This window comes from Proteiniphilum sp. UBA5384 (genome assembly GCF_002410825.1).
Classification (GTDB): domain Bacteria; phylum Bacteroidota; class Bacteroidia; order Bacteroidales; family Dysgonomonadaceae; genus Proteiniphilum.
This window is the reverse complement of sequence record NZ_DHOS01000032.1, coordinates 8,004-22,270: the sequence shown is the minus strand read 5'-3', so window position 1 is coordinate 22,270 and position 14,267 is coordinate 8,004. Positions and strand designations below refer to the sequence as shown.

13 protein-coding genes and 2 pseudogenes are annotated in these 14,267 nt (G+C 44.1%); 14 read left to right on the top strand and 1 reads right to left on the bottom strand.

The genetic code is table 11. The annotated features are described in order from the left end of the window. From B4G81_RS06405 to B4G81_RS06340, 14 genes and pseudogenes are all read left to right on the top strand, one after another. Positions 1 to 948 (top strand): glucosaminidase domain-containing protein, encoded by a 948-nt coding sequence (locus B4G81_RS06405; RefSeq protein ID WP_414703173.1) that lies wholly within the window; start codon positions 1 to 3, stop codon positions 946 to 948. A 43-nt stretch (positions 949 to 991) separates the two neighbouring features. Further along, positions 992 to 1,585 carry a DUF4290 domain-containing protein gene (locus B4G81_RS06400; protein ID WP_294081159.1) on the top strand — a complete coding sequence of 198 codons (594 nt, stop codon included), beginning with the start codon at positions 992 to 994 and terminating at the stop codon, positions 1,583 to 1,585. Positions 1,586 to 1,591: 6 nt separating this feature from the next. After that, positions 1,592 to 2,113: a ribosome maturation factor RimM gene (gene rimM, locus B4G81_RS06395; RefSeq protein WP_294081158.1), complete on the top strand. Its 522-nt coding sequence runs from the start codon at positions 1,592 to 1,594 to the stop codon at positions 2,111 to 2,113. Positions 2,114 to 2,120: 7 nt separating this feature from the next. Continuing rightward, positions 2,121 to 3,284, top strand: coding sequence for a 1-deoxy-D-xylulose-5-phosphate reductoisomerase (locus B4G81_RS06390; RefSeq protein ID WP_294081157.1), 1,164 nt, complete (start codon positions 2,121 to 2,123; stop codon positions 3,282 to 3,284). A gap of 41 nt (positions 3,285 to 3,325) precedes the next feature. Further along, positions 3,326 to 4,648, top strand: coding sequence for an RIP metalloprotease RseP (gene rseP / locus B4G81_RS06385; protein WP_294081156.1), 1,323 nt, complete (start codon positions 3,326 to 3,328; stop codon positions 4,646 to 4,648). A gap of 61 nt (positions 4,649 to 4,709) precedes the next feature. After that, positions 4,710 to 5,660: a methylenetetrahydrofolate reductase gene (locus tag B4G81_RS06380; protein ID WP_294081155.1), complete on the top strand. Its 951-nt coding sequence runs from the start codon at positions 4,710 to 4,712 to the stop codon at positions 5,658 to 5,660. Further along, positions 5,660 to 6,769 carry an ATP-binding protein gene (locus B4G81_RS06375; RefSeq protein WP_294081154.1) on the top strand — a complete coding sequence of 370 codons (1,110 nt, stop codon included), beginning with the start codon at positions 5,660 to 5,662 and terminating at the stop codon, positions 6,767 to 6,769. Before B4G81_RS06380 ends, B4G81_RS06375 begins: the two co-directional genes overlap by 1 nt. 174 nt (positions 6,770 to 6,943) lie before the next feature. Beyond that, positions 6,944 to 8,104, top strand: a pseudogene (locus B4G81_RS06370) (PSP1 domain-containing protein); the annotation flags it as partial. Position 8,105: 1 nt separating this feature from the next. Next, positions 8,106 to 8,600: a gliding motility lipoprotein GldH gene (locus tag B4G81_RS06365; protein ID WP_294081153.1), complete on the top strand. Its 495-nt coding sequence runs from the start codon at positions 8,106 to 8,108 to the stop codon at positions 8,598 to 8,600. Positions 8,601 to 8,627: 27 nt separating this feature from the next. Further along, positions 8,628 to 9,407, top strand: coding sequence for a Rossmann-like and DUF2520 domain-containing protein (locus tag B4G81_RS06360; protein ID WP_294081152.1), 780 nt, complete (start codon positions 8,628 to 8,630; stop codon positions 9,405 to 9,407). Between the two features lie 94 nt (positions 9,408 to 9,501). Further along, positions 9,502 to 9,732 carry a 4Fe-4S dicluster domain-containing protein gene (locus tag B4G81_RS06355; protein WP_294081151.1) on the top strand — a complete coding sequence of 77 codons (231 nt, stop codon included), beginning with the start codon at positions 9,502 to 9,504 and terminating at the stop codon, positions 9,730 to 9,732. Positions 9,733 to 9,769: 37 nt separating this feature from the next. Beyond that, a complete protein-coding gene (locus B4G81_RS06350; protein WP_294081150.1) occupies positions 9,770 to 10,855 on the top strand; it encodes a 3-methyl-2-oxobutanoate dehydrogenase subunit VorB in 1,086 nt (361 codons plus the stop codon). Between the two features lie 246 nt (positions 10,856 to 11,101). Continuing rightward, positions 11,102 to 11,863 (top strand): thiamine pyrophosphate-dependent enzyme, encoded by a 762-nt coding sequence (locus B4G81_RS06345; RefSeq protein ID WP_294081149.1) that lies wholly within the window; start codon positions 11,102 to 11,104, stop codon positions 11,861 to 11,863. 14 nt (positions 11,864 to 11,877) lie between these two features. Next, positions 11,878 to 12,438, top strand: a complete 561-nt coding sequence (locus B4G81_RS06340; protein WP_294081148.1) for a 2-oxoacid:acceptor oxidoreductase family protein — start codon at positions 11,878 to 11,880, stop codon at positions 12,436 to 12,438. 457 nt (positions 12,439 to 12,895) lie between these two features. Here B4G81_RS06340 and B4G81_RS06335 read toward each other — a convergent pair. Next, positions 12,896 to 14,143 (bottom strand): annotated as a pseudogene (locus B4G81_RS06335) (DEAD/DEAH box helicase); the annotation flags it as partial. Positions 14,144 to 14,267: the final 124 nt, after the last annotated feature.

Sequence of the window (14,267 nt, the reverse complement as noted above, 5' to 3'; positions counted from 1 at the left end):
ATGCAGCATTTATTTCGCAAATATAGATATATTTTATTGTTCTCTACTGTTTTTACTTTTTTATTTCTGCCCTTCCGGTTATCAGGGCAGAACAGGTTGAGTACATATGAGAATTACATTCGTAAATACAGCGATCTGGCAGTTGCACATATGGAGAAATATAAAATACCGGCTTCTATTACCTTGGCACAGGGAATCCTGGAGTCGGGGGCCGGGATGAGTGATCTGGCCCGACGTTCCAACAACCACTTTGGAATCAAATGCCATCGCGGGTGGAGAGGAGGAACGGTATATGCTGCAGATGATGGTCCCAATGACTGTTTCAGGAAATACAAAAGCGTGGAGGACTCTTATCAGGATCATTCTGAATTTCTTGTAAACAGCAGTCGATACAGTAGCTTGTTCAGACTATCCATCACTGATTACAAGGGATGGGCACGAGGGCTGCAGAAATCGGGATATGCAACTGACAGGGCTTACGCTAATAAGTTGATCAAACTGATAGAAGATTATGAATTGTATCGCTTCGACGATAAAAAGTACCGCAAAGGAGTAAGCCGTAAGGAGCGTGAAAAGGAACGCGAAAGACAGGTGGCGCAGGTAACATGGACTCACCAACCATATCTCACGCATGGATTGGTTTATGTGATTGCGGTGGAGGGGGATACATTTGCAAGTATTGCCAGGGAATTCGGTTTCAAAGAAAAGGATTTATTGAAATTCAATGAAGTTCCCGAAGATTTCCCTCTGAGTGAGGGTGATATCGTCTATTTTGAAAAGAAGAAAAAACGCGCCGATAAGCCATATGATTTTCATACGGTACAAGTGGGAGAGTCGATGTATAGTATTTCCCAGAGATACGGTATCCAGTTGCGCAACCTGTATCGGCTCAATAAGAAAAAATATGAATATATCCCTGAAGAGGGTGATGTGCTGAAACTTAGGTAAATTTACATTATGAATTTGAGTAACAATTGAACAACAATATAGTATGCAATACAATACACAATTGAAAAAACTGGCATTGCCGGAATACGGACGTAATATCCAGAATATGGTAGATCACTGTGTGGGCATTGAAGATCCGGAAGAACGCAAAAAATGTGCCTATACTGTTATTGATATTATGGGAAGTATGTTTCCCCATCTTCGTGATGTCAACAACTTCAAACATCTTCTGTGGGATCATCTGGCCATTATGTCTGATTTTAAACTCGATATAGAGTATCCCTATGAGATAATCACACGTGAGGAGTTGAACACACCTCCCGGGCATCTCGATTACAGCCGCCCAACAATGCAATATCGCCACTATGGCAAAATCATGGAACGGATGATCAAGATTGCTGCCAATATGGAGGAAGGCGACAAGAGAGACTATCTGGTGAAGTTATTGCTCAGCCAGATGAAGAGATCTTATTCTCAATGGAACAAGGAGGTAGACGATCAGAAAATATTTCATGATTTGTATGCGCTGTCGGAGGGAAAGATAAAGATTGAGGCCGAAGAATATGCTATTCCCGAGGTGAAAGTGAATGCCAGTCGTGATAAGTTGAAAAATATCAAGTATCAACGTAGAAAATAACGCAAAGTGATCTCCCGGAAAGATATCCTCCAGGTTGGAAGTACACAGAAACCTTATGGAATAAAGGGCGAAATTATTATTCGCTTCCGAAAGGAGGAGTATGCCGATATTGAAACAGAATATTATTTTCTGGAAATTGAAGGGATTCCCGTACCTTTTTTTGTAGAGGAATTCACTTATACAACTGAGGTGACCGGCCGCGTGAAATTCGAGGATGTTGACGATGAGAAAACCGCTGCACGATATGTCAATATAGCTATTTTTCTTCCACGTGAATTGGTTAGGTCTTCCGGTGAATCCGCGACGTCGGACTGGGAATACTTTACGGGATTTTCTGTGATTGACCAGTATGGAAAGCGGTTGGGGGTGATAGAAGAGGTGGACGATTCCACAATGAATGTGCTCTTTGTTGTGAGAAACGAAGATGAAGAACTTCTGATCCCTGCTGTTGAAGATTTTATTGCAGCAATCGATGAGGAGAACAACCTGATAGAGATGTATCTTCCTGAAGGGTTGATTGAAGAGTGAAACAAATATGAAAAGAAATATCGCTATTTTAGGCTCTACCGGTTCAATAGGTACCCAGGCCCTAGAGGTTATCTCACGCCATCCCGACCGGTTTGGAGTGTATGCCTTGGTGGCGAATAACCGGGTGGAATTGCTGACCGAGCAGGCACGCATTTACCAGCCGGAAGTAGTGGTGATTGCCAACGAATTGAAATATGAGCAATTAAAGCTTGCATTAAGCGATCAGCCTGTCAAGGTATGGTGTGGAAGCAAGGCGATTGAACAGGTGGTGCAGGATGAGTCGATCGATATGGTACTTACAGCGATGGTGGGTTTTTCCGGTCTGCAGCCGACAATCAATGCGATAAAAGCGGGGAAAACCATCGCTCTGGCTAATAAGGAGACATTGGTAGTGGCGGGTGAGTTGATCACTTCGCTGGCATTGAAACATAGAACTCCCATTCTTCCGGTTGATTCGGAACATTCTGCTATCTTTCAGTGCCTGAACGGAGAAGGGAGCAACAAAATCGAAAAGATATTGTTGACTGCTTCGGGTGGTCCTTTTCGCTTGTGGTCGAAAGAACAATTGCAATATGTAACCCGGAAAGAGGCGTTGGCTCATCCCAACTGGAGAATGGGTGAAAAAGTAACTATTGATTCTTCCACGCTGATCAATAAAGGTCTGGAAATGATCGAGGCGAAGTGGTTATTTGGCGTAGAACCTTCACAGATAGAAATATTGGTGCATCCCCAATCAATTGTTCATTCTATGGTGCAGTTTGAAGACCGCTCTGTGATAGCCCAATTGGGAGAGCCGGACATGCGGATGCCTATCCAGTATGCTTTTTCTTATCCGGAAAGGTTGAGTTCGTGTGTCAGGCCCCTGAACTTTCTCGAACTCTCGCAACTTACATTTGAAGCGCCAGACACGGATAGGTTTCCCGGACTTTTGTTTGCGTATGAGGCAATTGCTTCCGGAGGAAATATGCCCTGTATACTGAATGCTGCCAATGAAGTAGCGGTGGAGTTGTTCTTACAGGAAAAAATAGGTTATATGGGGATGAGCCGTCTGATAGAAAAAACCATGCAAAAAGCATCATTCGTACAGTCCCCGTCATTAAGTGACTATCTGGAGAGCGATGCCGAAGCAAGAGCAATAACGAGAGAACAAATAATTGAATTTACTAATTGATAAAAACAGCACACTGGCTTGGTGTGTGTAATGATAGCTAAATGGAGACATTTTTTATTAAGGCATTACAACTCATTTTGAGTTTGTCGATACTGGTGGTAGTCCATGAGTTCGGGCATTTTATTTTTGCGAGGATGTTCAAGATCAGGGTGGAGAAATTCTATCTCTTCTTTGATCCCTGGTTTGCACTCTTCCGCTATAAACCTAAAAACAGCTATACGGAATACGGTATAGGTTGGTTGCCGCTGGGCGGTTACGTGAAAATAGCGGGGATGATCGATGAGTCGATGGACAGGGAACAACTTGCGAAGCCCGCGGAACCGTGGGAGTTCCGTTCCAAACCTGCGGGGCAGCGACTGATGGTGATGGTGGCCGGAGTGTTGTTCAATCTTCTGCTGGCATTCTTTATCTACTCCATGGTACTCTTTACCTGGAACGATACTTATCTGCCTTTGAAGAACGTGACCCAGGGGATGGAATTCAGCCAGGCTGCACACCGGGCCGGATTTCAGGACGGGGATGTCTTGCTTAGGGCTGATAATAAGGAACTGGAACGTTTTGGAGTACGTACGCTACTTGATGTGGCAGATGCTGAAAAGGTGACTGTACTACGTAATGGACAAGAAGTAGTGCTGACCATGCAGGACGGGTTGATGGAAAACCTGCTGAAAGACAAAGAGGGTTTTGCCGCTTATCGGGTTCCCGCAGTGGTATATGAAACAGTAGAGGGCAGCGCCGCTGCACATGCGGGACTAATTGCCGGGGACAGTCTTGTGGGAGTGAACGGCATAGCCACACCGGCCTTAAGTGATCTAAAAACTGCCCTTGATAATAACCGTAACCAGGAGATTTTATTGGATTATTATAGAGATGGAGTGCTGCAGACTACATCGATACAGGTGGATTCGGCCGGTACTTTAGGGTATTACCCAATGAGGATATATCAGGTTTATCAGACCGTTACGGTTAAATATGGTTTCTTTGAATCTTTCCCTGCAGGGATTAGATTGGGTATACAGACGTTAAAAGATTATGTAGCCCAGTTTAAATATGTGTTCACTAAAGCAGGTGCCTCATCTTTAGGTGGATTCGGGGCAATTGGAAGCCTCTTCCCTGCGCAATGGAACTGGCAGGAATTCTGGATGATGACTGCCTTTCTTTCTGTGATTCTTGCCTTTATGAATATCCTGCCTATTCCTGCCCTTGACGGCGGCCATGTGATGTTCCTCATCTATGAGGTGATTACACGACGTAAACCCAATGAGAAATTTATGGAGTACGCTCAGGTTGCCGGGATGATCCTGCTTTTAGGTCTGGTGCTGTATGCCAACGGCATGGATGTGGTAAGAGAGATTTTTAAATAGTTGCCATCATCACATCATTACTACTTGTCCCGATTCATCGGGATTAACAAATCAATTAAAGATGAGCATTTCGGAATTAATTAACAATACAGGAAAGACTGCTTTTTCGTTCGAGCTGCTGCCTCCATTAAAAGGAAACAGCATTCAACAGGTATTCAATACGATTGACCGGCTGAAAGAGTTCGATCCAAAATATATCAATATTACTACGCACCACAGTGAGAGCATCTATAAGGAAGATGAAAATGGTACTTACCGCAAAGTGAATGTGCGGAGGCGTCCTGGTTCCGTGGCTATCGCAGCTGCCATTCAGAACAAATATGGAATAAAAGCGATACCTCATATCATCTCCCAAGGGTTTTCAAAGGAGGAGACCGAGTATGCTTTGATTGACCTCTCCTTTTTAGGGGTTACCGATCTGTTACTGCTTAGGGGCGACAGTAAAAAACTGGATACGGAACAACGTAAAATGGATAGTCACTCGCATGCAACCGGTCTTCAGGCGCAGGTGAATAATTTTAATAAAGGAATTACTTTTGATGGTTCTCCTTTCACTGCACCCGAACAACCTTTTTCTTACGGGATGGCATGTTATCCTGAGAAACATGAAGAGTCTCCCAATATGGAGTCGGAGATATACTACACCAAAATAAAGGTGGATAACGGGGCTGAATACCTTGTCACGCAAATGTTTTTTGATAACAGCAAATTTTTTGACTTCGTAAAACGTTGTCGTGAAGCGGGAATTAAGGTGCCTATCATTCCGGGAATCAAACCGATCCATCTGAAAAATCAACTTACCGTGTTACCCCGTATTTTCCGTACCGATATTCCGGAAGAACTGGCTACAGCGCTTCGCAAATGTAAGGACGATGAAGAGGCCAAAGAGGTGGGTGTAGAATGGTGTATTAGGCAATGTAAGGAACTGATATGTAATCAGGTCCCCAGTATTCATTTTTATTCGTTGATGGCTACCGAAAGTGTGTATAGGGTGGCCGGGGAGATATATTGATGTATTTTCGCGATGTAATAGGGCTTCACGACGTAAAGGGTCACCTGATTAATTCGGTACAGCAGGGACTTATTCCGCATGCCCGTATCTTTTACGGTCCGGAGGGAGTGGGGAAATTACCATTGGCAATTGCTTATGCAAGGTATCTGAATTGCAGTAATCGCGGATCTGAAGATGCTTGCGGCGAATGTCCCTCTTGCCATAAATTCGATAAACTGGCACATCCCGACCTCCATTTTGTATTTCCGGTAGTGAAATCGAAGGTGAGCGACCAATATCTGCCTGAATGGCGGGAATTCCTGTCGGAACATCATTATTTTAATCTGAACAATTGGCTCAACTTTATTGATGCGCAAAATGCACAAGGAATTATCTATTCGAAAGAGAGTGATGAGATTATCCGTAAGCTCAACCTCAAAGTATATGAAGCGCCTTATAAGATTATGGTCGTGTGGCTGCCGGAGAAGATGCATGAGGCGTGTGCCAACAAGTTATTGAAGCTAGTAGAGGAACCGCCTGAACATACCGTTTTCCTGCTGGTGTCGGAGGACAGGGAAAATGTACTGCAGACTATCTGGTCACGCTGTCAACCATTGCATATCCGTGCCATTGAAAAGGAGGAGATGGTGGTGGCATTGCAACAAAAATTTGGATTGACTCCTGAAAAAGCCTGTTCTACGGCACATATAGCCAACGGTAGTTTCACTAAAGCGGTCGAGATCATTCAGGCATCTGAACATACGGACTATTTTTTCGACTTGTTCAGGCAGATGATGCGAAACGCTTTTGCCGGTAAAATTAAAGCCATCAAAGAGATTGCCTCTGAGATTGCAGGAATTGGACGGGAGATGCAGAAAAGTTATCTGCTCTATTCGTTGAGACTCTTCAGGGAATACTTTGTGAGTAACCTCCATGAGCCGGAAATGATTTATCTGAATGATGACGAGTTGGAATTCGGCCAGCGATTTGCCCCTTTCATCAATGAAAAGAATATAGAAACGCTGAACGAGGAATTTTCGCTCGCTTACCGTCAGATTGAACAGAATGGCAATGCGAAAATTATTTTTCTTGATCTTTGTCTGAAAGTTACCATGTTATTAAGAAAATAATTTTGTAACTTGCGTTCAGATTTAGGATTTTAAATTTAGGAGTTAACAATACAGGTTTTTCATCGTGTCGATAGTTAACTCAATTCAAATTAATTCTCCCGCCGGGGAAAACAAGGCGGGTATATATATATGGACAAAGAACAATTAGCTGACAAACTGGCGGATATTGCACCATTGAGTGGAATAACCGTACGAAATACAAAAAGTTGCCTGGGATGTACCCGGCATAATAATAAACTTCATGTCTACGATTGGTTACACGACTTTCCCGAGTTGCAGAAAGCAACAAAAATGGTGGAGGTACAGTTTAAAAATACCCGTAAAGGTTATTATATCAATAGCAACGACCTCCAACTGGAATTGGGAGATGTGGTGGCAGTAGAAGCATTGCCCGGACATGATATAGGTACTGTGACGCTTACCGGAAAACTGGTGGAGTTGCAGATGAAGAAAAACAATTTCCGGGATGAAACCAACGGGGGATTGAAACGGATTTACCGTATTGCGCGCCCTACCGACCTGGAGAAGTACGAACAAGCCAAAGCACGGGAACAGTCGACCATGATCCGGTCGCGTGAGATTGCCGAGGAACTAGGATTGAAGATGAAGATCGGCGACGTGGAATATCAGGGCGATGGTAACAAAGCCATTTTCTATTATATTGCCGACGAGAGAGTCGATTTCCGTCAGCTTATCAAGGTGCTGGCCGCTGAATTCAAGGTCAAAATAGAAATGAAGCAGATCGGTGCGCGCCAGGAAGCGGGCCGTATCGGTGGTATCGGACCTTGTGGGGGAGAGTTGTGTTGTAGCAGTTGGATGTCGAGCTTCGTATCGGTTTCCACCTCTGCCGCCAGGTGCCAGGATATCTCTATCAATCCCCAGAAACTGGCCGGACAATGTGGAAAACTGAAGTGCTGCATGAATTATGAAGTGGATGCTTATGTGGAAGCACAACGCGCACTTCCCTCGCGTGAGATTGTCCTTCAGACCAAGGATGCCGACTACTATCATTTCAAAACCGATATATTTGCCGGGAAAATCACCTATTCATCCGATAAGTATAACGGAGCTAATCTGGTGACCATTTCCAAAGATCGTGCGTTTGACATCATCAAAATGAATAAACAGGGCGAGAAACCGCAAAAACTGATTGCGGAGACTGAAGATAAGTCGGCAGAAACCGGATTGTATAAGGGGGATATACTCGGTGATCAAAGTATTACCCGTTTCGATAGCAATAACGACAATCAAGGCAAAAGAAGACGGAAACCTCCACGCAAAAGACGTCCGGATAATTTTTCAGGAAACGGAAATCCCAGAAACAACAGATCTTCGGGTGAGGGCAAAAAGTGATATTTTCCCGGTTCTTATTGGCCTGCTTTTGATTGTTTTGTCTTCATGCACAGGAAAAGAGGTCTATCCCGGATTTCATCATATTCAAGACGGGAGGTGGTATCGTGATTCTCTTCTCCGGTTTACAGTGGATTCTCTACCACCCTCTTCGGGCACAAGATATGAGGTGACGATTGAACTGACCGTCAATCGCAGTTATCCCTACCGGGATATTTGGTTGCTGGTAGATCAGAATGTAACTGATTCTCTTATGCGTACCGATACGCTCCGCTATTTTCTGGCTGACGAATATGGAAAATGGTTGGGAGGGAGCGTGGGGGGGCTGACTCAGTTTTCATTGCCTTATTGTTCTTTTAACCTTCGGGATTCAGTCTGTCATTACCGCCTGTCGGTTCGCCATGCGATGGATGATGAAATACTTCGGGGAGTCGAGAAAGTGGGAATTAAACTGAATAGGGTAAACGGGAACAAACAGTAATTTCATCTAAGTTTTTATTGAACGGATATGAAAATTGTTTTTATTGGATCGGGAAATGTGGGCACTCACATGTCTTTGGCTATGAAGACCGCCGGATGTGAAATTGCTCAGGTGTACAGCCGTACGCAGGCTCACGCCCGGGAACTTGCCGACCGGGTCGGGGCTGAGCCGGTTAATGATATTGGACAGATATGTCGTAATGCCAATCTTTATATTTTTTCGGTAAAAGATGATGTCCTGCCGGAGATTATTGCCCGAATGCCAGAGACAAGCGGTGTATGGGTACATACTGCCGGTAGCGTTCCTCTCTCTGTCCTTTCCCGGCAAGAAGAGAGGGGGGTCATTTACCCATTGCAGACTTTCAGCCGGAACAGGCAGGTAAACTTTTATGATATTCCATTATTTATAGAAGCCAGTAGTAACAAAACAGAAGGTTTATTGAAGGATCTGGCGGAAACCATATCCGGAAATGTATATATCTTTCCAGGAGAGAAGCGACAGATATTACATCTTGCTGCCGTTTTTGCCTGTAATTTTACCAATCATATGTATGCGCTCGCCTCCGAGATAATGGCGAACGAGGATATTCCCTTTCATCTCTTGAATCCGTTGATCAATGAGACAGCATCTAAAGTGATTTCGATGTCTCCGCAAGATGCACAGACGGGTCCAGCTGTACGATTTGACGAAAAGGTAATCCAAAGTCATCTGGAGTTGTTAAAAGACCCTATGAGAAAGGAAATATATGCTCTCCTGAGCAAAAGTATTTATTATGTGTCGAAAGGAAAAGGTTTGAAATATAATTAATTAACATCAAACAAAAAATTAACATAAAAAAATTGAGTTCTTGAAAAACAACTGTTACTTTTGTAACAGACAATTAAAAAAACCACATCTAATAATGGCAAAAGTCAAAGGTTATGTAGAAGTAAATACCGATCGCTGTAAAGGTTGCAATCTTTGTGTTATTTCGTGTCCAAGCGATACGCTGGATTTACAACCGCGTGAGGTGAATGACCGGGGGTATCATTATGCATTTATGAAAAATCCCGATGAATGTATCGGATGCGCGAATTGTGGATTTGTATGTCCGGAAGGATGTATAACTGTCTATCGAAAGAAGGTTGGTTGAGCCTCTTTCGTAAGTGAATCGTAATAAAACTAATATTATGTCAGAAGAAATTTCTTTGATGAAGGGAAACGAAGCCATTGCCCATGCAGCTATCCGTTATGGCGTAGATGGTTATTTCGGTTATCCTATCACCCCCCAGTCGGAAATAATAGAGACGCTCATGGAACAAGCTCCCTGGAAAACGACAGGGATGGTGGTTTTACAGGCTGAAAGTGAAGTGGCTGCTATCAATATGGTATATGGTGGTGCTGCGTGCGGTAAATATGCAATGACCTCCTCTTCCAGCCCAGGTGTCAGCTTGAAGCAGGAAGGTATATCCTACATGGCAGGAGCTGAATTGCCTTGTCTGATAGTGAATGTGCAACGCGGTGGTCCCGGATTGGGAACAATTCAACCATCGCAAGCGGACTATTTCCAAACGGTGAAAGGGGGAGGGCATGGTGACTACAAATTGATCACCCTGGCGCCTGATTCTGTGCAGGAGATGGCCGATTTTGTGGGACTTGGATTCGAACTCGCGTTTAAATATCGTAATCCGGCTATGATCCTCACCGACGGGGTAATAGGGCAGATGATGGAGAAGGTAAAATTGCCCGAATTCCGGCGCAGGCGTACCGATCAGGAAGTTAGGGAGCAATGTCCGTGGGCAACACTTGGTAAAACTCCGGACAGAAAACCCAATATCATCACTTCTCTTGAACTAGACTCGGCACGGATGGAGAAGAATAATGAGCGGTTTCAGGCAAAATACAGACTCGTGGAGGAGAACGAGGTGTTATATGAGGAAGTGAAGTGTGATGATGCCGATTATCTGCTGGTCGCTTTCGGTTCTGCAGCACGCATCTGTTCGAAGACAATCGAGATGGCACGAAAGGAGGGAATCAAAGTCGGTCTTCTCAGACCTATCACGCTGTGGCCTTTTCCTTCAAAAATACTTCATCACTATGCCGATAGGGTGAAGGGGATACTCACTGTGGAACTCAATGCGGGACAGATGGTGGAGGATGTACGTCTTGCCGTGAACGGGGAAATACCCGTGGAGCATTATGGGCGATTAGGTGGAATTGTGCCTACCCCCGACAATGTGCTGAATGCTTTAAAAGAGAAAACAGTACAAAAATGATTCAAAAATAATAAATAGCGAGATATGGATCCCAAAATAAGGAATATATTCATGGTGCTGTTTATGATCGCATTTCTGGCAACCATAATAGTATACTTTTCTTCTCACCAGAATATGAAGCTTACATGGTGTTTTGGTGGAGCAGCTATCTTGTTTTATCTGATATTCCGATTCAGTAAAAAGTAAAGAATTAAAAGCAAATTTCCAACTTCTTAGTTCTTAATCCGAAATTCAAAAAACAATCATATGAATGCAAACGATATAATAAGCCCTGAAAATCTGGTGTATGCAAAGCCGGGGTTAATGAACGACAATTATATGCATTACTGTCCGGGCTGCTCACACGGAGTGGTGCATAAAGTGATTGCAGAAGTAATAAAAGAAATGGGTTTACAAGAAAAAACAATTGGCATTGCTCCGGTAGGATGTGCCGTTTTTGCGTATAACTATCTCGATATCGACTGGCAGGAAGCGGCTCACGGTCGTGCTCCGGCGTTGGCTACTGCTGTCAAACGGTTATTACCCGACAGGATGGTATTCACTTACCAGGGAGATGGTGACTTAGCCGCTATTGGTACGGCAGAGACCATCCATGCAGCCAACCGAGGTGAGAATATTGCCATTATCTTTATCAATAATGGTATTTATGGAATGACCGGAGGCCAGATGGCTCCGACAACATTGAGTAATATGGTAACATCCACCAGTCCCGATGGGCGCAATGTGCAAATGATGGGGAATCCGTTGAAGATTCTTGACATGCTGGCGCTGCTTGATGGCGTTTGTCTTGCAACCCGGACCAGTGTGCATACGGCAGCAGCGGTAAAGAGAACCAGGCGGATGATCAGGTTAGCGTTTGAAAATGCAATGGCCGGAAAAGGAACATCAATAGTGGAGGTGGTCTCTACCTGTAATGCCGGATGGAAGATGACACCTGCAGCCGCGAACGACTGGATGGTGGAAAATATGTTTCCGGTATATCCTATTGGTGATTTAAAAAATATCTAAAGCAAAGAGATATCATGTTACAGGAAATAGTCATTTCAGGTTTTGGAGGGCAAGGTGTGCTCTCAATGGGGAAGATTCTTGCCTATTCCGGAATTATGGAGGACAAGGAAGTGTCGTGGTTTCCGGCTTATGGTCCGGAACAACGGGGTGGCACAGCCAATGTCACGGTCATTATTTCTGACGAACCTATCAGTTCGCCTGTGGTGAACCAGTATGATGTTGCGATTGTATTGAACCAACCCTCGCTGGAGAAATTCGAGAGGAGAGTGAAACCGGGTGGAGCATTGATTTACGATGGGTATGGTATACATAAGAAGGTGGAACGGAATGATATCAATGTGTTCCGTATCAATGCAATGGATGAGTCCATGAAGATGGAGAACACCAAGGTGTTCAATATGATCGTGCTGGGTGGACTGCTTAAAATATCACCGATGGTGGATGTGGAACATGTGATGCTGGGATTGAAGAAATCTCTCCCCGAACGTCACCATAAACTTCTACCCATGAATGAAGAAGCTATCCTTCGGGGAATGGAAATCATTGAATTGGAGCAGAAAGCAATTACTTCCTGAATGGCCACCAACTGAAGAATTTTGATTTCTTTGTCTTGGCAGTCTGTTTAGTGCTGGTAGTGCTTTCTTTGGAAATTAATGTATTACCGGTATCAGCTGTGTTTTTTTTGACGACCTTTTTCTTTGCACCTTCGTTTACAGGAGAATTATTTTCCCGGTGGGGATTCTGTTTTCGAGCCCTATTCGAATTTCGGGTCTCCCTCGATGACGGCCCTTGTTCTCTTTGGCCGGTTGCCACCTGCGACTGTTGAGAGACTCCTTCTCTTTTCGGTCTGCGTTGTTTGTCAGCACCCTGCTTCCGTGACCTTTCCCTTTCATTAGGATTCGCTTCGGATTGAGTTCCATTCCGTTGTGGTCTGTCTCCTTGGAAATGAGGTTTTTCGTTTTTCCGTGAACCTTTTGGCTTCCCGATTTTTTCGGTTCTTTCCATATTGGCTGTATCACCTGATTTTTCAGGTCTTTCTCCTGCTTTACTATTCTTCTTCCTCATTTCTTTCCCTTTCCTTCCTCCTCCTTTTGAGGAACGAGAAGATGTACTTCTGCTGTCGCGGACAGGATTATATTCCGGTGTATCACCCAATTCTGAAGGTACCGGAATGCGATAGATTTTTTTACCAAGGAACTCTTCTATTTTGGAGAAACGATATTGTTCGTCGGGCGATACGAAAGTGATAGCCATACCTGAGTCCCCCGCACGGGCTGTCCGGCCGATACGGTGAACATAATCCTCCGCATCATAGGGTACATCGAAATTGATCACCAGGGAAATATCATCTATGTCGATTCCCCGTGCAACAATATCTGTCGCTACCAGAATATTGACCCGTTCGTTTTTGAACTCATGCATCACATGGTTGCGTTGTGACTGGTCGAGATCGGAGTGCATTTCTCCGGCGGAAAGGTCCATATGTCTTAAAATCTTGGCGATCTCCTTCACTTTCTGTTTCGATCCGGAGAAGAGAATTACCTTTTTAGGCGCTTTTTCCTTGAAGAGATGCTTTACTATATTGATTTTCTGGGCTTCATGACAGATATAAGCCGATTGAAGAATTGTTTCAGGCGGTTTAGAAACAGCAATGGTGATATCTACCGGATCATGTAATATAGTCTTTGCCAGTTGTTGTATTTTTGGGGGCATGGTAGCCGAGAACATGATAGTCTGCCTCTCTTTTGGAAGCAGCTTCTCAATCTTCATTATATCATCATAGAATCCCATATCCAGCATCCTGTCCGCTTCATCCAAGATAAAATATTTAACCCCTGAGAAATCGATATTGTATAGATTGATATGTGATAAAAGCCTTCCCGGTGTAGAAATCACCACATCGGCACCACTTTGCAACCCCCTTTTCTGCACATCCCATGCTTCACCATCATTACCACCATATACTGCCACCGAAGAGAAGGGAGTGAAATAGGAGAAGCCCTCCATCTGCTGGTCGATTTGTTGTGCCAGTTCACGGGTGGGCGCCATCACAATGGCGTTGATCTTGCCTTCATCGTGGGTATCTGTCTGCAGATTATTCAGTAGGGGAAGAAGAAAAGCGGCAGTCTTTCCTGTGCCGGTCTGGGCGCACGCAATCACATCTTTCTTTTCGAGGATAACAGGAATAGCCTGTTCCTGCACGGGTGTGGTTTCTTTGAAATTCATCGCCTGCAGACCTTCCTGCAGCGTATCACATAGGGGTAATTCAGTAAATAACATGACTCATTGATAGTTTGCACAAAGATACGATGAATAATTGGTTTTTTTGAAATCAATGAAAAATAATGTGACATAGCTATTTTTTCTTTCCGAAAATAGTTTTACCTTTGCACTCGCATTTTCA

What these genes read in the sequence shown, in the direction of transcription:
- B4G81_RS06400 (WP_294081159.1), top strand. Translation starts at nt 992, where the DNA reads ATGCAATACAATACACAATTGAAAAAACTGGCATTGCCGGAATACGGA.
- B4G81_RS06405 (WP_414703173.1), top strand. Translation starts at nt 1, where the DNA reads ATGCAGCATTTATTTCGCAAATATAGATATATTTTATTGTTCTCTACT.
- B4G81_RS06340 (WP_294081148.1), top strand. Translation starts at nt 11,878, where the DNA reads ATGTTACAGGAAATAGTCATTTCAGGTTTTGGAGGGCAAGGTGTGCTC.
- rseP (WP_294081156.1), top strand. Translation starts at nt 3,326, where the DNA reads ATGGAGACATTTTTTATTAAGGCATTACAACTCATTTTGAGTTTGTCG.
- B4G81_RS06390 (WP_294081157.1), top strand. Translation starts at nt 2,121, where the DNA reads ATGAAAAGAAATATCGCTATTTTAGGCTCTACCGGTTCAATAGGTACC.
- B4G81_RS06380 (WP_294081155.1), top strand. Translation starts at nt 4,710, where the DNA reads ATGAGCATTTCGGAATTAATTAACAATACAGGAAAGACTGCTTTTTCG.
- B4G81_RS06355 (WP_294081151.1), top strand. Translation starts at nt 9,502, where the DNA reads ATGGCAAAAGTCAAAGGTTATGTAGAAGTAAATACCGATCGCTGTAAA.
- B4G81_RS06375 (WP_294081154.1), top strand. Translation starts at nt 5,660, where the DNA reads ATGTATTTTCGCGATGTAATAGGGCTTCACGACGTAAAGGGTCACCTG.
- B4G81_RS06345 (WP_294081149.1), top strand. Translation starts at nt 11,102, where the DNA reads ATGAATGCAAACGATATAATAAGCCCTGAAAATCTGGTGTATGCAAAG.
- B4G81_RS06360 (WP_294081152.1), top strand. Translation starts at nt 8,628, where the DNA reads ATGAAAATTGTTTTTATTGGATCGGGAAATGTGGGCACTCACATGTCT.
- B4G81_RS06350 (WP_294081150.1), top strand. Translation starts at nt 9,770, where the DNA reads ATGTCAGAAGAAATTTCTTTGATGAAGGGAAACGAAGCCATTGCCCAT.